The 20,256-nt window shown below is 63.7% G+C and carries 17 protein-coding genes; 4 read left to right on the top strand and 13 right to left on the bottom strand.

What is annotated here, in order from left to right:
- The first annotated feature begins 65 nt into the window (after positions 1-65).
- Together ACILSQ_RS31125 and ACILSQ_RS31130 are read left to right on the top strand one after the other, a co-directional pair.
- Complete coding sequence (locus ACILSQ_RS31125; RefSeq protein WP_395747613.1) at positions 66-1,034, top strand: D-alanyl-D-alanine carboxypeptidase family protein; 969 nt, start codon at positions 66-68, stop codon at positions 1,032-1,034.
- Positions 1,035-1,101: 67 nt separating this feature from the next.
- Positions 1,102-2,181: a 6-phosphofructokinase gene (locus ACILSQ_RS31130; protein ID WP_395747614.1), complete on the top strand. Its 1,080-nt coding sequence runs from the start codon at positions 1,102-1,104 to the stop codon at positions 2,179-2,181.
- Positions 2,182-2,565: 384 nt separating this feature from the next.
- Here ACILSQ_RS31130 and trxA read toward each other — a convergent pair whose 3' ends face one another.
- The gene (trxA, locus tag ACILSQ_RS31135; protein ID WP_395747615.1) at positions 2,566-2,895 is read right to left on the bottom strand and encodes a thioredoxin; all 330 of its coding nucleotides are present in this window, start codon (positions 2,893-2,895) and stop codon (positions 2,566-2,568) included.
- 268 nt (positions 2,896-3,163) lie between these two features.
- Between trxA and ACILSQ_RS31140 the strand changes: the two genes are divergently transcribed.
- The gene (locus ACILSQ_RS31140) at positions 3,164-3,982 is read left to right on the top strand and encodes a CHAD domain-containing protein (protein WP_395747616.1); all 819 of its coding nucleotides are present in this window, start codon (positions 3,164-3,166) and stop codon (positions 3,980-3,982) included.
- A gap of 375 nt (positions 3,983-4,357) precedes the next feature.
- Here the strand turns inward: ACILSQ_RS31140 and ACILSQ_RS31145 are convergent, their stop codons facing one another.
- On the bottom strand, positions 4,358-5,851 hold the full coding sequence (locus ACILSQ_RS31145; RefSeq protein ID WP_395747617.1) for a YfbK domain-containing protein: 1,494 nt from the start codon (positions 5,849-5,851) through the stop codon (positions 4,358-4,360).
- Entirely contained in the window at positions 5,848-6,399 is a 552-nt protein-coding gene (locus ACILSQ_RS31150) for an RNA polymerase sigma factor (protein ID WP_395747618.1), read from the bottom strand. The genes ACILSQ_RS31145 and ACILSQ_RS31150 overlap by 4 nt, the downstream gene beginning before the upstream one ends.
- Positions 6,400-6,565: 166 nt before the next feature.
- On the opposite strand from ACILSQ_RS31150, the gene ACILSQ_RS31155 reads away from it, so the two are divergent.
- The gene (locus ACILSQ_RS31155) at positions 6,566-6,856 is read left to right on the top strand and encodes a hypothetical protein (RefSeq protein ID WP_395747619.1); all 291 of its coding nucleotides are present in this window, start codon (positions 6,566-6,568) and stop codon (positions 6,854-6,856) included.
- Positions 6,857-7,026: 170 nt separating this feature from the next.
- Here the strand turns inward: ACILSQ_RS31155 and ACILSQ_RS31160 are convergent, their stop codons facing one another.
- The 10 genes from ACILSQ_RS31160 to rplR all read right to left on the bottom strand — a co-directional run bounded on the left by ACILSQ_RS31160 (position 7,027) and on the right by rplR (position 20,246).
- Positions 7,027-8,436: an efflux transporter outer membrane subunit gene (locus ACILSQ_RS31160; protein WP_395747620.1), complete on the bottom strand. Its 1,410-nt coding sequence runs from the start codon at positions 8,434-8,436 to the stop codon at positions 7,027-7,029.
- Positions 8,433-11,549 carry an efflux RND transporter permease subunit gene (locus ACILSQ_RS31165; protein WP_395747621.1) on the bottom strand — a complete coding sequence of 1,039 codons (3,117 nt, stop codon included), beginning with the start codon at positions 11,547-11,549 and terminating at the stop codon, positions 8,433-8,435. The genes ACILSQ_RS31160 and ACILSQ_RS31165 overlap by 4 nt, the downstream gene beginning before the upstream one ends.
- Positions 11,546-14,686, bottom strand: a complete 3,141-nt coding sequence (locus ACILSQ_RS31170; RefSeq protein WP_395747622.1) for a multidrug efflux RND transporter permease subunit — start codon at positions 14,684-14,686, stop codon at positions 11,546-11,548. The genes ACILSQ_RS31165 and ACILSQ_RS31170 overlap by 4 nt, the downstream gene beginning before the upstream one ends.
- A gap of 27 nt (positions 14,687-14,713) precedes the next feature.
- Positions 14,714-15,958, bottom strand: coding sequence for an MdtA/MuxA family multidrug efflux RND transporter periplasmic adaptor subunit (locus ACILSQ_RS31175; RefSeq protein WP_395747623.1), 1,245 nt, complete (start codon positions 15,956-15,958; stop codon positions 14,714-14,716).
- 199 nt (positions 15,959-16,157) lie between these two features.
- Positions 16,158-17,012: a type I methionyl aminopeptidase gene (gene map, locus ACILSQ_RS31180; protein ID WP_395747624.1), complete on the bottom strand. Its 855-nt coding sequence runs from the start codon at positions 17,010-17,012 to the stop codon at positions 16,158-16,160.
- Complete coding sequence (gene secY, locus ACILSQ_RS31185; RefSeq protein WP_395747625.1) at positions 17,009-18,511, bottom strand: preprotein translocase subunit SecY; 1,503 nt, start codon at positions 18,509-18,511, stop codon at positions 17,009-17,011. The genes map and secY overlap by 4 nt, the downstream gene beginning before the upstream one ends.
- Positions 18,508-18,690: a hypothetical protein gene (locus ACILSQ_RS31190; protein ID WP_395747626.1), complete on the bottom strand. Its 183-nt coding sequence runs from the start codon at positions 18,688-18,690 to the stop codon at positions 18,508-18,510. The genes secY and ACILSQ_RS31190 overlap by 4 nt, the downstream gene beginning before the upstream one ends.
- A gap of 94 nt (positions 18,691-18,784) precedes the next feature.
- The gene (gene rplO, locus ACILSQ_RS31195; RefSeq protein WP_395747627.1) at positions 18,785-19,228 is read right to left on the bottom strand and encodes a 50S ribosomal protein L15; all 444 of its coding nucleotides are present in this window, start codon (positions 19,226-19,228) and stop codon (positions 18,785-18,787) included.
- A 28-nt stretch (positions 19,229-19,256) separates the two neighbouring features.
- Entirely contained in the window at positions 19,257-19,865 is a 609-nt protein-coding gene (rpsE, locus tag ACILSQ_RS31200; RefSeq protein ID WP_395747628.1) for a 30S ribosomal protein S5, read from the bottom strand.
- Positions 19,866-19,886: 21 nt separating this feature from the next.
- Positions 19,887-20,246 (bottom strand): 50S ribosomal protein L18, encoded by a 360-nt coding sequence (gene rplR / locus ACILSQ_RS31205; protein WP_395747648.1) that lies wholly within the window; start codon positions 20,244-20,246, stop codon positions 19,887-19,889.
- Positions 20,247-20,256 lie beyond the last annotated feature (10 nt).

Here is a 20,256-nt window from a genome sequence, read left to right on the forward strand (position 1 = left end):
TAGAAAATTACGAAGGGAAATCCACGGTTGCGATACGGACGCGCAGAGCTAAACATCAGAGGTCTATGTTCTCCCCCAGCATGGCGCGGCTCAGCTCCCGCGCATTGATCCTTGGCATCTCTTTTTCGTTCATCACCGGCGCCGCCGCCCTGCGGGCGCAGTCCGCCGTGATGGTCGTTGACGCCTTCAATAAAAAAGTACACGTCGCCGCGGACGCGCTCGCAAAGCGCCCTGTCGGCGGCATGGCTAAAATCGCCACCGCCATGGTCACGCTCGACTGGGCGGAGGCCTCGAAGGTGGGCGTGGGCGTCCTGGCCACCGTGCCCGCCTATGCCTTCCAAATGTCCAATCAGACCAGCATCGGCCTGCAGCCCGGAGACCAGGCCACGCTGCGTGACCTCATCTACGCCACCATGATGACGGGCGACGACATTGCCGCCATCACCCTGGGTGACTTCGTCGGGAAGGACCACCTGGCGCGGCTGGGCCGCAACGGCCACCCCATGGAGGAGTTCGTCAAGCAGATGAACCAGCTCGCCAAGCGCGAAGGCGCGCGCGCCACGCACTTCACCAATCCCCACGGCCTGGAAAACTCCCGCCCCCTGCCCTACTCCACGGCCGCTGACATCGCGCGTCTGGCCATCTATGCCGTGTCCCGCCCCGCGCTGCGCTTCTACACCAATCAGAGCAGCCGCAGCATCACCATCTACCGTGCCGGACAGCAGCTCAGCGCCACATTGCAAAGCACCAATCAACTGCTCGGCGTGGACCGCATTGACGGCGTGAAAACCAGCGTCACCCAGCGCTCCGGCGGCTGCGTCGTCATCTCGGCTGAAAAACCCTCCAGCGTCCAGGTGCAGGCGGACAACACCAGCCTCATCTACCGCCACCGCATGGTCGTCGTCCTCCTGGGTTCCGCCAATCCCTTCGGAGAGGCACGCACCCTGCTGCATCAGGGCTGGGCCGCCTATGACCGCTGGCTGGCGGCGGGCCGCCCCATCACAGACAAGCGCCAGATGCTCGACCAGTTCTGATTTTCATCAGAACCCTTTCCCCCTTCCCTCCACCCCAAAAAACAAACCCTTTAAAAAACAAACCATCATGCGAATCGGAATTCTAAACAGCGGCGGGGACTGCCCCGGCCTCAATGCGGTCATCCACGGCGTCGTCGGCGCCGCACATACTCTCGGCTGGGAAGTCGTCGGCTTTCGCGACGGCTTTGAAGGCCTGCTGCCTCCGGGCGACTACATGATGCTCGACTCCGAAAAGACCGTCGGCATCATGAAACTCGGCGGCACCATCCTCGGCACCACCAACAAAGGTCATTTCGTGGCCAAAGTCGGCGAAGGCAATGTCTCCCAGGTCCCCGTTGAAATCGTCGAGAAGGCCAAGGCCACGCTGCGCCACCTCGAAGTGGGCGCGCTCATCGTCGTGGGCGGAGACGGCAGCCTCACCACCGGCCTGCAATTGTACCAGATGGGCGTGCCCGTGATCGGCGTGCCGAAGACCATCGACAATGACATCCAGGCCACCGCCACCTCCTTCGGTTTTGACTCCGCCGTCGCCACTGTGGTGGATGCTCTGGACCGCCTGCACACCACGGCGGAAAGCCACAAGCGCGTCATCGTGCTGGAAGTCATGGGCCGGCACGCAGGCTGGATCGCCCTCTACGGCGGCATGGCCGGCGGCGCGGACGTCATCCTGCTTCCCGAAATTCCGTTCCACTTTGATCACGTCGCCAAGGCCATCCGCAAGCGCGATGCCGCCGGCCACCACAGCACCCTCGTCGTCGTGGCTGAGGGCGCACGCATGGAAACCGGCGAACTTCTCACCAAGGAAAAAGTCGGCACCAAGGGCGAAGACCGCCTGGGCGGCATCGGCGACTACGTGGCGAAGCACATCGAGAAGGACACCGGCAAGGAAACCCGCGCCTGCACGCTCGGCCATCTCCAGCGCGGTGGCGCCCCCACGGCGCTTGACCGCATCCTCGGCGTGCGCTTTGGCGCCAAGGCCGTCGAGCTCATCTCCCAGGGCAGCTTTGGCCGCATGGTCAGCTACCAGCAGTACCAGGTGGGCGATGTGCCCATCGAGGAGGCCGTGCACCAGCTCCGCCTCGTGAGCAAGGACAGCGAAATCGTCCGCGCCTCCCGCGCCGTGGGCATCTCCTTCGGCGACGAGTAACTCTCATCTCAAATCATCAGCAGGAGGGAGGCATGGAGTCATCCATCGCCTCCCTTCTTTTTTGTTCCGTGCCAAAAAGCAGCCCGCGCTGGGACGAGGATTCCAGGGACGCGCACAGCGCATCCCTACCATCCAGCGTGACGCGGTGCCGCAGCGCTGGTAGGGAACCGCTGCGCCGGGTCCGAAGCTTCGGGTCTATGCCATCGCAGGCATTCAAAAGGTTCGCCGTCCTTGTGGCGACCGAAGACAGCATCTCCGTCCGGGCGGTTTGGCGCGATGGTTCGCGGGTCCGGTCAAAGCCTCCCCCCAAACCCATCTCATGAAAAAAGCAGCCGCTGGCACCAACCAGCGGCTGCTCAAAAAAAACGTTCAGGCATTCAGCACTCAGGCCAGGGCCGCGAGGCGCTTGCTCAGGGCGTCTTTGGACTGCACGCCCACCACATTGTCCACCACCTTGCCGTCCTTGAAGAAGATCAGCTTCGGAATGGAGGTCACGCTGAACTGCGTGGCGAGGCCTGGAGACTCGTCCACGTTCACCTTGGCCACCTTCACCTTGCCTGCCTGCTCCGTCGCCAGTTGGTCCAGGATCGGTCCCAGCATGCGGCAGGGTCCGCACCATTCCGCCCAGAAGTCCACGATCACCGGCACGGTGGAGGAGGAGATTTCGGATTCAAAATTTGCTTCGGTGAGAGTGACGACTGCTTCGCTGGCCATGGTGTGAGTGATGAGGGTTGGAAACGGGATTACGCATGCACGCTGGCACCGGAGACACGCGAATCAACGAAAGTTTTCAGCAACTCCGCCTCCGGCTTCGAAAAAAGACCGCCCAAAAAACCGAATGTGACGACACTCACAGCCAGTCCAATGATTTGAGCCAGTCAGACAATTCACAGTCTGCCGCCCACTTATTGCCACTCTTTGCAGACGAATGTGAAAAACTCTTTCTTGCCGTCTGGAGGGATGCTCTCCTGAGTGCCGGTTCATGAAACAAAGCCATGACTCCGCGGGCCTGCCGGGCCGGAAGTTGAAGCGTTTGTTGCATCAGCTCTGTGAGCGCGCGCAGGATGATGTGAGGCGAATGTCCTCCTATGAAGAAAGCGCCACGCACCAGCTCCGGGTGCGCATGAAGAAGATGATGGCTCTGCTCCGCCTGGCGGATGCAGGCATCGAAACACACACGCTGCACGCCATGCGGCAGCACCTGCGCGCCGTGAAGAATGCCTGCGCCGGCAATCGTGAGCAGGTGGTGCAATGCAGGCTCATCGACAAGCTGACGCGTCGTTTTCATCTCGCTCCCAAACACCGCCCGCAGCTCATGGGCGCGGCGCTGCAGGCGCCCCCCGCCTCCGCCATTCACCACCAGCTTCACGCCATGAGCCAGCTCATCGAGCGCACCTGCATCGAGTCGCTGACGGAGGAGCAGATCCTCGAAGAACACGCCCGCTGCTACCGCAAAGGCCGCCACCTCATGCGGCAGGCGTTTGAGACCACGGACAAACGCACCCTGCACCGCTGGCGGCATCGCGTGAAGGATCTCTACTTCCAGTCCCTGGCGCTGCCGCAGCTCCGCGGTTCGGAGCGGCGCATCCGCCGCGCGCGCCGCCTCGGCCACTTCCTGGGCCGGGATCAGGACCTGGCGAATCTGGCCACCGAGCCCGCCTTTGCCATGCGGCGCAGCCCCTGGGTGCAGGTCATCAATGAACACCGCGACCACCTGCGCGAGCGCTACCTCTCCCTCGGCCACAAGCTCTACGCCGCCCCCTGCGCGCGCTTCAATGGCAAGATCATGAGCTGCGCCTAGCCGTGTTTGGAAACCTGGTGCAGTGCGGAAAATCAAAGCGCTGCTGGCGCGCGGGTCTCCGAGCCCGCAGCACTCCGCCGCACGCAGCAGCGCCGCTTCTCCCCTCAGTTTCTCACAGGCACTCCCCTGACGCTGCTCAGCACACTCGTGCTTGCTCGCCTGGCTGAAGCGAATGAGAAGCCCGCGGGTGTTTGCGACCTGCTGCGGGCTCGGAGGGCCCGCGCTCCACAAGCGACGTGCCAAGCCCCTTGCCTGCCATTCGCCCGCGTCTCCGTCTCAAGAACAGCGGCGCTTCAGCACAGCTTTGCTCGTGGACGGGCGGGCTTTGCGCCACACCCATCCCACGAACAGAAACACCTCACGCTGCCCGTGTGTTTACAATCCCGCGGCCTGCCGCGCATCCTGCACGAGATGGATGAAGCGGGCGCGCTCGCCGTGAGGATCAGCACCTTTCGACTGTTTGGCGAGGTTCAGCACCAGATCGTGGTTCAGCACGCCCAGGTGGTCCGCGCCGCGCAGCAGCAGGCCAAAGCCCACCACGGAGGTTTCAAACACGAAGTCTTCGCGCGCATTTTGCAGCGAGTAGCCGCGGTCGATGACCTGCAGCTTGCTGCTGTCAAAGGGTCCCACCGCCTGGGAGGTGAAGTGCGTGTTCGCCAGCGTGACGGTGGCGATCTGACGGCTGCTGTCGCGCGGGATCTCACCGCTGCCGTTGGGCTGAAATTCATACCAGAGCACATGCGTCCCGGCGCTGCGCAGCTCCGGAGCCGCGAGATGCCGCTCACACAGCATGCGGTACTGTTTCACGTTCGCCTGGTCAAAGGCGATCTGCATCGGGAAGCTCGCGCCCGTGGCGAGCACCGCAGCCTGGTCGGCCGGCAGTTGAATGACGATGCGCAGCAGCCGGTTGGCCGTGTTCCATGGGCAGGCGGCTACTTCCGCTTTCCACGAATGGATGTAAAGGTCCGCATGCCGCTCCGTCTTGGGTTCAGGTTTGACGGGGACCGTCTGCGGCGAGGCAAACATCTGTCCCTGCCCTTTGCCCTTCTGCGGCAGCGGTTTGACCTGTCCAGGGTGCAGACTGAACTGATCAGCGGCCTGCTTCGTCGTGCTGACAAACGTGCCATGCCCCGTTGGCAGAGAGAAGCCGAGGTTGGGAGCAGCCCCGCCAGCCACCGCAGGTGTTTCTTTCTCCTTCTCCTTCACCGGCGCTGCACTGGCCACCATCACTTCTTCCTTCTCTTTCGCGGCGGGTACAGGCGTGGCGGCAGGCACCGCTGCAGGCAGGGGTGCTGGCGCGGAGACGGGTTTGACCTCACCCACCATTTTTTCCGCCACGGGCTTGGGTGTTTCGGATGCTTTGGGTTCAGCTTTGGCGGGCTTGACGGCCACCAGCGGTGCGGGAGCGGCTTTCTCCACCACAGGCTGCGGCTTGACGGCTTCGGGGAGCGGTTCAGCCTTGGGTGGCGTGGCAGCCATCTGCGCGGCAGACTGCACCGCAGGGCCGAAGGACCAGCCGGCCAGGAAAGCCGCGCCGGACAGCGCGATGACGGCGGCGGCCTTCACCAGCGTGCCCATGACCGGCCAGAACGTCTGGTGCGAACGCTGGGACGGCTTGCGCGGCAGCATCGGTTGAATGCGACGCGGCAGATTGGAGGGATGCAGCACGGCATGGCGCTGCTCATGCGTGAGGCGTGAAAGCGGGATGGGAGCGCCGTGCCGCAAGGCATCGGTCACCGCCTCGATCTGCTCCAGCTCGTGCGCCGCGGCCGGCGTGGTGGCCAGCAGCTCGTGCATGTCACGCGCTTCCTCCGCGCTCAGCTCTCCGAGCGCGTAGGCGGTGAAGTGGGGGTTGTCCTGGGGATTCATGAATGGGTGGGTGAGTATTCTTCGCTGATGTCCGTGCTCATCAGCTCGCGAAGTTTCTTGATGGCGTGATGCATGATGAAGCCCACGTTGCCAACGCTGAGCCCCGTGATGCCGGCGATCTCCTGGTAGGAGCAGTCATGCAGAAACTTGAGCCGCACGACTTCGCGCTGGTTCGGCCGCAGGCGGTCCACGCAGTTCCACACGTGCTCATAGAGCTCATGCGTTCCGGCGCTTTGAGAAGGGTCGGGGTCGTGGTCCGTGGCAGCCTCGATGACCTCCTCGTTGCCCAGGTCCAGCCGCTGCTCCTTGCGCAGGATGTCAAAGGCGCGGTTGCGGCACACGGTGAAGAGCCAGGACTTGAGGTTTTCACGGACGCGGTCCGGCTCCGTGAGGTAAAGCCGCAGCATGGCGTCCTGCACGACGTCCCGCGCACGCTCGATGTCTCCACCGAGGATGCTGGCTGTGTAGGCGATGAGCGTGCTTTCATGCTGGTCCAACGCCCGCCTGACCAGCACGGCGGCTTCATCCTGTACGTGTTGGGCGGGCATGCGAGAGTTCAGGGTTGAAACGGGCGGGCACGGGGGGAAATTAGGCCAGGCGGAAAGTTGCCGCCATTTTTTGCCTTGAAAACCGCAATCTTGGCCTGTCCAGCCCCTTCCCGCCACCGGCTCTGCCGTTGACTTGGCCCCCGTCTGGGCCGTCTGTACCATTATTGTGAGCACTTCCTCCTCATCCGGCACCTCGTTGGTCCTCATTCTGCTGGCCCTCGGCGGCGCTGTGTGGGCAGTGCAGCAGTCCCTGGCTCCCCAGCCCAGACCCGCCGTCGTGGAAGAGGCGGCAGAGCCCGGGTCCGAGACCTCCACCGCCCGCCGGGCCCTGGATTATTCCAAGGCCAATGGCGATGCCGCGAACAATGCCATGAGCGACCAGCTCAAGGCCGTGCAACAGATGACCGGCGGGCGCTATGACGGCCAGACCTACGTGCTGCCGGGGGCAAAGAAATAGGCGCGGTTGCTTCCAGGACTGATGTCTGGAACTTCAAAAATCAGCAATCCTGGTTCATCAATCCTCAATCAGGCACGCCCAGGACGCTCATGAGCCGGAGGATTGACGATTGATGAACAATCGATTTTTGATTTTTGAAGCGTCCCCCGGCACGCGAATGCCCTCCTCACTCACCACCCGCCGCCCAGCGCCTTGATCAGCGCCACGGTGGCGTTCAGCCGGCGGGAGCGGATGTCGATGGCGCTGCGCTCGGCATTCAGCGCGGCGGCCTGCGCGGTGGTCACATTGATGTAGCTCAGCGTGCCGGCTTCATACTGGTTGCTGGTGATCCGCTCGCTCTCCCGCGCGGCGCGCACCGCTTCATCCTGCGCGGCGGACTCCGCGGCCAGAATGCGCAGCGTGGACAGCGCATCCTCGGACTCCTGCATCGCCGTGAGCACGGCCTGCCGGTAGTCCGCCACCGCCTGCCTCCAGGTGGCGTCCGCCTGCGCTTTGGCGGCCAGGCGCTGCCCGCTGTCCAGGATGTTGAGCGCGGCGTCCGGGCCGAAGGACCAGAAGTTGTTTCCCTGTGCCAGCAGGTTCGTCAGAGCACGCCAGCCGGTGGCGGCGCCCATGCTGATGGTGGGAAAGAAGGCCGCGATGGCGGCGCCGATGCGCTCGTTGGCCGCCGCCACCCGCCGCTCGCCCGCAGCGATGTCAGGACGCCGTTGCAGCAGCGTGGAAGGCGCGGTGGCCGGCACATCGGGAATGTGCGCGGTGAGCGTGGCAGGCTTCAGCCCAAAATCGGCCGGGGGGCGGCCCGTCAGCACCGCAATGGCATGCTCCATCGTCGCACGTGTGACTCCGGTCTCGATCAAGGCGGCGCGTGAAGTCGCGAGCTGGGTCGCAGCGAGCGCCACGTCGGCCTCGGAGGCGACGCCCTGCGCCTTGCGGTTTTGCGTGAGCTGCAGGGACTTCGCGTAGGTCTCCACCTGGCGCTCCAGCAGTTGCCTCTGGGCATCCGCCGCGCGCAGTGAGAAGTAGCTCTGCGCCGCCTGCGCCTGCAGCGTCAGACGCGTGGACTCCACATCTGCCTGCGCCGCCTCCACGTCCGCCTTGGTGGCTTTGGCGGTATGCCGCAGCCGTCCCCACACATCCAGCTCCCAGTTGGCCGTGGCTCCCACCGACTGGATCTTCTTCACGCCTGACCCGGCCCGTGAAGCGTTGATGGAGTTTGCGCTGCCGCCGCCGCCGAGTGCGCCGCTCAGGTTGACGGTGTAGTCGCTGGTGAGCTGGGCGGTGGGCAGAAAGGCAAGCTTGGCGGCCGTCAGCATGGCCGAAGTCTGCTGCGCCTTGGCCACGGCGGACTGCAGCGACTGATTGGACACCTCCAGGCTGGCCATGATGGCGTCCAGGTCCTTGTCATGAAAAATGCTCCACCATTTGCCACGCGGCAGATGATCCGCCGGCTGCGCCACCTTCCAGCCGGAGCCTTCCTTGAATTTCGTCGGCAGGTTCATCACCGGCGCCTGCTTCTTCGGGCTAAAGCTGCAGCCGGCTGCGGTGAGCATGAGCATGCTGAACAAGGGGCGTTTCATCATAGGGTGACTGGAGCAGAATCGGCAGAAAGGACGGGCGCCGGGGGATGTTTCTTCAAAAAGCGCAACCGCAGGCCGTCAAGGAACAAGTACACCACCGGCGTGGTGTACAGCGTGAGCACCTGGCTGACCAGCAGGCCGCCCACGACGGCCACGCCCAGCGGGCGGCGCAGCTCCGAGCCCACCCCCGTCCCCAGCGCCAGCGGCAGGGCGCCCAGCAGCGCGGCGCAGGTCGTCATCAAAATAGGGCGCAGGCGGAGCTGGCAGGCTTCAAAGATGGCCTGAAAGGATTCGATCCCCCGCTCACGCTCGGTTTGCAGCGCAAAGTCGATCATCATGATGGCGTTCTTTTTCACAATGCCGATGAGCAGGAAGATGCCGATCATGGCCATCACGGTAAACTCCATGCCGCAAACATACAAGGCAAGCAGCGCCCCCACCCCCGCGGAAGGCAGCGTGGAGAGGATCGTCAGCGGATGCAGAAAGCTCTCGTACAGAATGCCCAGCACCAGGTAGATGACCAGCAGCGCCGTGAGAATGAGAACCGGCTGGCTGTCCAGCGAGGCCTGGAAGGCGCCTGCGGTGCCGGCAAAAATGCGCTGTACATCCTCGGGAATGTTCAGCTTGTTCACCGCATGGGTGACGGCCTCCGTGGCCTCGGCAAAGGCCACTCCCGGCGGGATGTTGAACGAAAACGTCAGCGCCGCAAACTGCCCCTGGTGGCTGATGGACAGGGCGGCGGGCGCGGCCACCCAGTGCGCGAGCTGGTTCAAAGGCACCAGCTTGCCAGAAGTGGCGCGCACCATCACCTGGTCAAACGCGCCGGCGTCGTCATTCTGCGAGGCCTCCAAAATCACCCGGTACTGGTTCAGCGGCGCATAGATGGTGGAGACCATGCGCTGGCCAAAGGAGCTGTTCAGCACGGCATCCAGCGCCTGCATGGTCACTCCCACGCGGGCGCACGCATCCCGGTCGATCACCAGCCGCGTGACGGTGCCTTTGTCCTCAAAGTCGCTGTTCACATCCGTGAGCTCCCGCAGGCCCAGCAGGGCCTGCCGCACCTTGGGCTCCCATTTGCGCAGCGTCTCCACATCGCCGGCCTGCAGCGTGTACTGGTACAAGGCACGGCTGGAGCGCCCGCCGATGCGCAGGTCCTGCGAGGGCATCAGCAGCAGCGTGGCGCCAGCGATCTTGGAGAGCTTGCCGCGGAAGCGCGCCAGCACCACATCCATCGTGTCACGCTGGCTCACGGGCTTGAGCGCGATGAACACCCGGCCGCTGTTCTTGGGCCCGCCCATGCGCGAGTCGGAACCGCAGCTCGCATTGACCTTCGCCACCGCCGGGTCATCCTTCGCGATCTTTGCGATGGCGATGAGCTTCTCCCGCATGGCCTGGAAGGAGATGTTCTGGTCCGCGCTGATGTTGCCGATGAGCAGCCCGTTGTCCTGCTGCGGGAAGAAGCCCTTGGGGATCGTGACATACAGCCACCCCGTCAGCCCCACGATGCCGATGAGCGCCATCAGCGTGGCCCAGTGATGCCGCAGCGCGATGTGCAGCGTGTCCGCGTAGAAGGACTGCACCCAGTGAAAAACACCGTCGGAAACGCGGGCAAAGAACCCCGGCTTGTGACCTTCTTTGTCAGGGCGCAGCAGCCGCGCACACATCATCGGCGTGGTGGTCAGGGACACCACCAGAGACACCGCGATGGCCACGGAAAGCACCACGGCGAACTCGCGGAAGAGCAGCCCCATCAGCCCGCCCATCATCAAAATCGGGATGAACACCGCGATCAGCGAGACGCTCATCGAGATCACGGTGAAGGTCACCTCTCTCGTACCCCGGCGCGCCGCCTCCATCACCGGCACGCCGTTCTCCACATGGCGGGTGATGTTTTCCAGCACCACCACCGCGTCATCCACCACGAAGCCGGTGCTGATCGTCAGCGCCATCAGCGAAAGATTGTCCAGGCTGTAGCCGCACAGATACATGACGCCAAACGTGCCCACCAGCGAGACCGGCACCGCCACGCCCGGAATCAAGGTGGCCCGCACCCGCCGCAAAAACACAAACACCACCAGCACCACCAGCAGCGTGGCGATGAGCAGCGAGTACTGCACGTCATCGATGGAGGCGCGGATCGTCACCGTGCGCTCCATGGTGATGTTCAGGTTCATCGCGGCGGGAATCATCGCCTGCAGCCGCGGCACCATCTCTTTGATCTTGTCCACCACCTCGATGATGTTTGCGCCGGTCTGGCGGAAGACGATCAGGGAGACGGAGACCTGGCCGTTGGTGCTGCCGTAGTTGTAGGCGTCCTGCACGGCGTCCGTCACCTCCCCCAGGTCCGCCAGCCGCACCGCCGCGCCGTTGACGTAGCTCACCACCACTTCCTTGTACTGGTCCGCGCGGGAGAGCTGGTCGCTGGCCAGCACCTGCCAGCGCCGGCTGTCGTCCTCCACCATCCCCTTCGGCCGGTTCACGTTGGCGGCCGTGATGGCGTTGCGCACGTCCTCCATCGTCAGGTTGGCCCGCGTCAGCGCCGGCATGTTCATGCTGGCGCGCACGGCAGGCAGCGAGCTCCCGCCGATGCTCACATTCCCCACGCCGTCGATCTGCGAAATCTTCTGCGCGATCACCGTGGAGGCCATGTCATACATCTGCCCGGAGGTGGCGACATCCGAAGTCAGCGCCATGATCATGATCGGCGAGTCCGAGATGTTCATCTTCCGGTAGGTCGGGTTTCCCGGCATGCCGGTGGGCAGCAGGCTGCGCGCGGCATTGATGGCGGCCTCCACATCCCGCGCGGCGCTGTCCACGTCCCGGCTGATGTCAAACTGCAGGCTGATGCTGGTGCTCCCCAGCGAGGAGGAGGACGTCATCTCCGTGATGCCGGCGATGCGCCCCAGCGTGCGCTCCAGCGGCGTGGCCACGGTGGCGGCCATGGTCTCGGGGCTGGCGCCCGGCAGTGACGCCGACACGGAAATCGAAGGCATGTCCACCTGCGGCAGCGGCGACACCGGCAGGTACAGGTAGGCCAGCACACCCGACAACGCGATCGCCAGCGTGGCGAGCGTGGTCGCCACAGGACGATGGATGAAGGTGTCGGTAATGCTCATGCGATGGCAGAACTGACGTTGCCCACGTGCTCCTTGCCCTGCTCCTTTTTATGTGATGGCACAAAGCGGTCAAACATCAGGTAGATCACCGGCGTGGTGAAGAGCGTGAGCATCTGGCTGACCAGAAGGCCGCCCACCATCGTGAGCCCCAGGGGATGGCGCAGCTCAGACCCCTCCCCGCTGCCGATCATCAGCGGCAGCGCACCCAGCAGCGCGGCCAGCGTGGTCATGAGGATGGGCCGGAAGCGCAGCAGGCAGGCCTGGTAGATGGCCTCCCGCGGCGCCATGCCTTGCTCCCGCTCCGCCTCGATGGCGAAGTCGATCATCATGATGGCGTTCTTTTTCACGATGCCGATCAGCAGCACGATGCCGATGATGGCCATCACGCCGAGCTCCGTGTGTGTGAGCTCCAGCGCCAGCAGCGCCCCCACCGCCGCGGAGGGCAGCGTGGAGAGGATCGTCAGCGGATGAATGAAGCTCTCATACAGAATGCCGAGCACGAGGTACATGACCACCACCGCCGCGAAAATGAGCAGGAGCTGGTTGCTCAGCGCGCTCTGGAAGGCCAGCGCCGTTCCGGCAAAGGCGGTCTCGATGCTTTCGGGCATGTCGATTTGATCCTTGATGCGCTGGATCTCGGCCACGGCCGCTCCCAGTGAGACGTCGGAGGCCAGATTGAACGACACGGTCGCGGCTGGAAACTGATCCTGATGCGCGATGGCCAGATCCGCCGGTTCTTCGACGATCCTCGCGATCGAGTTCAGCAGCACCTGCTGCCCGCTCGTGGAGGGCACGCGCACCTGGTCAAATGCGGAGAGGCCCGCCTGAAACTCAAGGTCATGCTCCAGCACCACGCGGTACTGCCCGCTCTGCGTGAAGATGGTGGAGACGAGGCGCTGCCCGAAGGCATTGTAAAGCGCCGCATCGATGGCGGCGACCGTCACTCCCAGCCGGCTGGCCGTTTCACGGTCAATCACCACCCGCGCCTGCAGGCCTTTGTCCAGCAGATCGTCGGCCACGTCCGCCAGCAGGGGGGATTTCCGCAGCTCGTCCACCAGCTTGTGCGTCCACGACTGCAGTGACTCAATGTCTGGAGACTGCAGCGTGAACTGAAACTGCGTGCGGCTCACACGGTCCTCGATGTTCAGATCCTGCACCGGCTGCAGGTACATCTGCACATCCGGCAGCAGATTGGCCCGGTCCTGCAGGCGGCGGACCACCTGCATCGCCGTCACATCCCGCTCATGCCGCGGCTTGAGATTGATCAGCATGCGCCCGCTGTTGGGCGTGGTGTTCACCCCGTCCACGCCGATGAACGATGACACGCTGTTCACCGCCTCGTCTTCCAGCACCAGCCGTGCCAGCTCCTGCTGCCGCCGGCCCAGCGCCGCGAACGACACATTCTGCGGCGCCTCCACAAAGCCCTGGATGAGCCCGGTGTCCTGCGAAGGGAAAAAACCCTTCGACACGCTCTCATAAAGCACTCCGGTCGCCACGAGGGTGGCGGCAAACACCAGCATCGTCGTCGCCCCGTGGTCCAGCACCACGCGCAGCACCCTGCCGTAGAGATGGATGATGGCGTCAAAGGCCCGCGCCACCATCTGCGCCACCGGCCCCTCCCCGCCATGCTTCAGCAGGCGGGCGCACATCATCGGCGTCAGCGTCAGGGACACGATCGCCGAGATCACGATGGAAATGGCCAGCGTGATGGCAAACTCGCGGAACAGCCTGCCCACCACGTCCTGCATGAAAAGCAGCGGAATGAGCACGGCGATCAGCGAGATGGTCAGCGAGATGATGGTGAAGCCGATCTGCCGCGCCCCTTTCAGCGCGGCCTCCATCGGCGGGTCTCCGTTCTCAATGTAGCGCGCGATGTTTTCGATCATCACGATGGCGTCATCCACCACGAAACCGGTGGCGATCGTCAGCGCCATGAGCGTGAGGTTGTTCAGGCTGAAGCCGCACAGCCACATCACCGCAAAGGTGCCTACCAGCGAAAGCGGCACCGCCACGGCGGGAATGATGGTGGCCCTGAGGCTGCGCAGAAACACAAAGATCACCGCCACCACCAGCGCGATGGAGAGCAGCAGCTCATACTGCACGTCCTCCACCGAGGCGCGGATGGTGGTCGTGCGGTCGGTGAGGAGCTGCACCTCCACCGCGTGCGGCAGGTTTTCACTTAGCTTGGGCAGCAGCGCCTTGATGCGGTCCGCCACTTCAATGACGTTGGCCCCCGGCTGCCGCTGCACATTGATCACCACGGCAGGCTGCACTTCTTTTCCTGGCTGCCCCCCTCTGGCGCCCTGCTCGCTCACCCAGGCGGCGAGCCGCATGTTCTCCGCGTCGTCCACCACATCGGCGACATCAAGCACGCGCACCGCCGCTCCATTCCGCCAGGCAATGACAAGGTTGCGGTAGTCATCCGCGGAAAGAAGCTGGTCATTGGCATCCACGGTGCTGCTGCGCGTGGCATTGTCGAAGCCGCCCTTCGGCTGGTTCACGTTCCCTGCGGTGATCGCGTTGCGCAGGTCCTCGGTGCTCAGGCCGCGTGCCGCCAGCGCCACCGGATTGGCCCGGATGCGCACTGCGGGCCGCATGCCGCCGCTGAGCGAGACCAGCCCCACGCCAGAAATCTGCGACAGCTTGGGCACCAGCCGCGTGTCCGCCGCGTCCTGCACCTTGATCAGCGGCAGTGTGCGCGAGGTCAGCGCCAGCGAGATGATCGGCGCGTCCGCCGGGTTCACCTTGTTGTAGATCGGCGGATTCGGCAGGTCCGTGGGCAGCAGCGTGGCCGCCGCATTGATGGCCGCCTGCACGCTCTGCTCCGCAATGTCCAGCCGCAGCCCCAGCGTGAAGCGCAGCGTGATCACGGAGGAGCCGCCGCTGCTGATGGAGTACATCTGCGCCAGGCCCGGCATCTGCCCAAACTGACGCTCCAGCGGCGCGGTGATGGAGGATGTCATCACCTCCGGCCCCGCACCCGGGTACAGCGTGACGACCTGGATGGTCGGATAATCAACCTGCGGCAGTGCCGCCACCGGCAGCAGCCGGTAGGCCAGCCCGCCGACCAGCAGCACCGCCACCATCAGCAGCGTGGTGGCGACGGGGCGCTCGATGAAGATGCGGGAGGGATTCATGCGACATTCTTCAAGCGGTTCCAGCGATTACGGCAGCGGCGCGCCTTTGCCGCCCTTCCCCTCCCTCTTCGGCCGCTCTCCTTTGGTGGCGTCCGCCAGCGGCGGCTTGCCCGGAGTGACCACCTCCACCTTCGCTCCTTCTTTCAGACGGTCCACCCCCTGGGTGACCACCTTGTCCCCTGGTTTCAATCCTTCGGTGATCAGCACGCGGTCCCCCTGTGTGGGTCCGGTGACCACATTGTGCAGGGTCACGGTGCTGTCATCCTTGAGCACGTAGGCGTAGGCGCCCTTGGCACCCCGCTGGATCGCCGTGGCCGGCGCCACCGTGGCCCCCTTCTGCGTGTTCACCAGCAGCCGCGTGATCACAAATTCGTTCGGAAACAGCCGGCCATCCGTGTTCGGCACCTGCGCCTTCAGCTTCAGCGTTCCTGAAGTCGAGTCGATCAGGTTGTCGATCGACAGCAGTTGTCCGCGCCCGAGCAGCTTGTTCATCTCCTTGTCCACCGCCTCCATCAGGACCGGGCCCTCCGTAAATCGTTTGCGCACCGTCGCCACACGCTCCTGGGGGATGGAGAAGACCACGCCCATGGGATCCATCTGCGTGATGATCACAAGCCCGTTCGCATCGGTGGAGCGGATCATGTTTCCGGCATCCACCTGGCGCAGGCCCACGCGCCCCGTCAATGGCGCCACGATCTTCGTGTAGCTGAGCTGAAGCTCCGCGCTGGCCACGGCCGCGCGGTCAGACACCAGGGCGGCCTCATACTGCCGCACCAGGGACTTCTGCGTGTCCACTTGCTGCCGGGCGATGGAGTCCTGCTTCAGCAGCTCGGTATAACGATCCATGTCTTTGTTGGCGTTGGCCATCAAGGCCTCGTCACGCGCGAGCTGTCCCTTGGCCTGGTCAAGAGTCACCTGAAACGGGCGCGGGTCGATCTCCGCCAGCAGGTCTCCCTTCTGCACCATCTGCCCCTCCACAAAACGCACCTTGTCCAGCTGCCCGTCCACACGGCTGCGCACCACCACCACCTGCAGCGAGGTGACCGTGCCCGCCAGGCTGATCCATTCCTCAAAGTCCTCCTGCTTCACCTCCGCCACTGTCACGGCCGCAGTGCCGCCACGCGAACCGCGCCCGCCCCCGGGGCCCGCTGCCTGAGGCGGCGTCCGGTGCATCCACAGCCAGCCGCCACCCGCAAGCACTAGGAGAATGACGATAAAGCATCCGGCACGGCCTTTAGCTGATGATTTGGGAGGAGGTGGGGTTTCGTTCATGTCAAAACAGATCGCGCGCGGGGAGGCTGGCTCCGGGTTGAATCGCACGCAGGATAACGAATCTGGCATGCGCTTAGAAGCAGTCCAGCGGCAGAGAAGCCAGACAAACAAAAAAGATAAGGGGGATCTAAATCCCTCGCGCCCGTAGCCATCCAAGGCTCAACGCCTACAAGATGTAGCGTCTTCCACGAATCAAACGTCAGCCCAGTTCTGACACGGGCCTAGGCGTGAGGTCAGCCGTCCCCTTTGGGAACATCCGATCACGCGCGGTCAGGATTTCAGGCTCGTCCGGTGTGATGAGAACCACATGCTCAAAGTGCGCTGACGGTTTGCGGTCCGTGGTCACCACCGTCCATTTGTCTTCCAAAGTGCGTGTCTTCGCAGTGCCCATGTTGATCATGGGCTCGATGGCCAGGGTCATGCCGGCTTTGAGGCGCGGGCGCTCGCCCTTCCTGCCATAGTTCGGCACCTGCGGCTCTTCGTGCAGCTTCCGGCCCACGCCATGGCCCACAAACTCACGCACCACGGTGTAGCCGTACTGGCTCACATGGTGCTCCACACTGTGGCAGAGATCGCCCAGCATCCAGCCGTCGCGCGCATACTTGATGGCGTTGAGCAGGGACTCTTCGGTGGCGGCGAGAAGATGCAGCGTTTCCTTCGCCACGTTGCCGACGGGAACGGTGAGCGCGTTGTCGCCCACCCAGCCTTCGAAATGCACGCCCACGTCGATTTTGACGATGTCGCCCTCCTGAATCACCCGCGGGCCGCCGATGCCATGCACCACCTCCTCGTTGATCGAAATGCAGATGTGGCCGGGAAACTTGGCCCGGCCATAGCCCAGAAAGGCGCTGGTGGCGCCGCAGGCCTTCATCTCCGCGGCGGCATAGCGGTCCACCTCGGCCGTCGTCACCCCGGCATGCACCTGGGATGCCGTCTTGATCAGCACATCACGCGCGACCTGGCAGGCCCTGCGGATGCCCTGCTGCTGCGCGCCGTGGCGGATGGGGATGCTCCCCGGTTTTACAAAGGCCATGACGCGCTGGATTAAGCTCACTTCAGAGCCAGTTTATACACCACACCGATCAAAACAATGACGGCGAGCGCGACCCAGATCCACACGACGGTCGTGGAGTCCACCGCACGCGCACCCTGCTGGATGCGGTCCACGCGGCCACGGATGCGGCCCTTCTTGAGGAATCCGTCGTAGTGGCTCTGCAGCAGGTGCGTTTCCACCTGGCGCATCACGTCCAGCACCACGCCCACCAGAATGAGCAGGCTGGTGCCGCCGAAGAACTGCGCCGCGGAGCTGGAGATCTTCAGCGTGCTGCTGACGAGACCCGGCATCACATACAGGCCGGTGAGGAAGATCGCGCCTGCAAAGGTCAGTCGGCTCATGGTGAAGTCCAGGAAGTCCGCCGTCGGCTTGCCAGGGCGGATGCCCGGCACGTACCCGCCGCTCTTCTTGAGGTCCTCCGAAATCTGCGTCGGCTGGAACATCGTGGCCACCCAGAAATAGCTGAAGAAGAAGATCAGCAGCGAGGAGATCACGTAATACACCCAGCCGCTGCCCACAATGATCGCCAGCTTCTGGATCCAGCCCACATCCTTGAAGATCGAGGCCAGAATGGTGGAGGGGAACAGCAGGATGGCCTGCGCAAAGATGATCGGCATGACCCCGGAATAATTGATCTTCAGCGGCAGATACTGCGTCTGCCCGCCATACACCTTCCGGCCCACCACACGCTTCGCATACGTGATGGCAATCCGGCGCGTGGCCTGGGTCAGGGCGATGACGCCGGCGATCACCAGGATCATGAAGCCCATCAGCAGCACCAGGGTGGCCGCGCTGGAGGGGTTCGCCTTCACGCTGCTCACAAAGGTCTGCCACACCTGGATGAGGGCCCCAGGAAGGTCGGATACGATGTTCACGCAGATGAGGATGGACACGCCGTTGCCAATGCCGCGGTCGGTGATCTGCTCGCCCAGCCACATCATCAGCATGGTCCCGGCGGTGATGGTGATGACGCTCGTGAAAAGGAAGCCGTAGCCGTAGTTCGGCACCAGCGGGCGCCCGCCCAGCTTGTCGATGGCCTCCTGCAGGCCGGCCATCAGGTAGTTCTGCGCCGGGTCGTGCAGCGACTGGGCCAGCAGCAATGACTGGAACACGCACAGCACGATGGTCGCGATGCGCGTATACTGGGTGATCTTCTGGCGGCCGCCTTCCTCACGGGCCATCTTGCTCAGCGGAGGCCACACCGCGGTGAGAAGCTGCAGCATGATGCTGGCGCTGATGTAGGGCATGATGCCCAGCGCGAAGATGGCGCAGTTTTGCAGCCCGCCACCGCTGAAGATGTTGAGCAGTGCGGCCACCTGGGCGGCGCCGGAGGCGTTGTTCCCCGCCTTGTTTTCAATCCAGGCGTTCAACACCGTGGCATCCACGCCCGGAAGCGTGATGGCGGCGCCGATGCGGACGATGACGATCATCGCCAGGGTGAAAAGAATGCGCGAGCGAAGTTCGGGGACTTTGAAGCTGTTGGCGAAAGCTGAGATCATGGGAGAGAGGAGGCTTTAGTTTCCACTTTGTTTTCGACCCAGGCGTTCAGCACCTTGGCATCCACTTTCGGAAGAAAGATGGACGCGCCGGTCCGGACGATGACAATCGTCGCCAGGGTGAAAAGAACGAGCGTGCGAAGTCCGGGGACTTTGCGGCTCTTGGCGGAGGTGGAAATCATGAGAGAGTGGCTCTAAGCGAAGATGGGCCTGTTTCCTGACAGCATGCGCTGCGCGGAGACCGGCCCATCAAAGAGGTTGGTTGGGTCAGAAAAATCAGGCGGCGATGGAACCGCCGGCTTTCTCAATCTTTTCGCGGGCCGTGGCGCTGACTTTCGCGCCTTCGATGGTGAGCTTGCGGGCAAGGTCACCGGTGCCCAGGATCTTGATGATGTCGCAGTTGCGGCTCACGAGGCCTGCCTCGCGCAGCGCTGCTTCATTGATCACAGCGCCGTCCTGGAAGGCTTCGTTGAGCTCACCCACGTTCACCACTTCGATGGCGTCCTGGAAGAGGCTGTTGTTGAAGCCCTTCTTGGGCAGACGACGATGCATCGGCATCTGGCCGCCTTCAAAACCGGGGCGGATGCCTCGGCCGGCACGGGCCATCTGGCCCTTGTTGCCTTTGCCGGAGGTTTTACCGTGGCCGGAGCTTTCACCACAGCCGATGCGCTTGCGGCGCTTCTTGGCACCGGGGCGGGGTTTGACGTCTTGGAGTTGCATGAAATTAAAAAAGGAAAAAGGGATTCAATCAGAGGGCCTTGCGCTCCTTGATCTCCTTGCCGCGGGCGCGGAGGATCTCGTCGGCAGGACGCAGGGCGGTGAGGGCGGCCAGCGTCGCGCGGACCACGTTGGCATGGTTGCTGGAACCCAGGGATTTGCCGATCACGTCTTTCACACCAGCGGCTTCGAGCACGGCGCGGGCGCCACCACCGGCGATGATGCCGGTACCAGGCGTTGCAGGCTTGAGGAGGATGAAACCACCGCCGTGGGCACCCGTCACTTCATGCGGGATGGTGCTGTCCTTCAGAACGATGTTGAACATGTTCTTGCGGGAGGCTTCGGTCGCCTTCTTGATGGCGTCGGACACTTCGTTGGCCTTGCCAAATCCGCAGCCCACCTTGCCCTTCGCATCGCCGGAGACGACGAGTGCGCTGAAGCTGAAGCGGCGGCCGCCTTTGACCACTTTGGCGCATCGGTTGATGTGCACGACTTTTTCCACACCGTCCGTCTCGCGCGGGCCGCGGTCATCACGACCACGGAATCCACCGTAGGAAGGGGCCGGCGCCTGTGCTTGCGCTTGAACTTCTGCGGCGGCTTCCACCGGCGCTGCTTCGGTAACTACTGTTTCGTCAGCCATATAAAAAAGAATGCGGGTGGATTAGAATTTCAGGCCCTTTTCGCGGGCGGCATCGGCCAGGGCTTTCACCTTGCCGTGATAAATGAAACCGGCGCGGTCGAAGACCACTTCGGTGATGTTCTTGGCCATGGCGCGCTCCGCCAGGAGCGTGCCGACCTTCGTGGCGTTTTCGATGTTCGCCTTGCCGGCGCCGTAGCCTTTTTCCTTCGTGGAAGCCGAAACGATCGTCTTGCCGGCAGCGTCGTCGATGACCTGGGCGTAAACGTTGGTGTTCGAGAAATAGACGGCGAGGCGGGGACGCTCGGCTGTGCCGCTGAGCTTGCGGCGGATGCGCTTGTGAATGCGAGCGCGGATTTCTTTGCGATTGGTAAGAGCCATGATGAGTATCTCC

Origin of the sequence: Prosthecobacter sp. (genome assembly GCF_044227185.1) — a bacterium.
Taxonomy (GTDB): Bacteria; Verrucomicrobiota; Verrucomicrobiia; order Verrucomicrobiales; family Verrucomicrobiaceae; genus Prosthecobacter.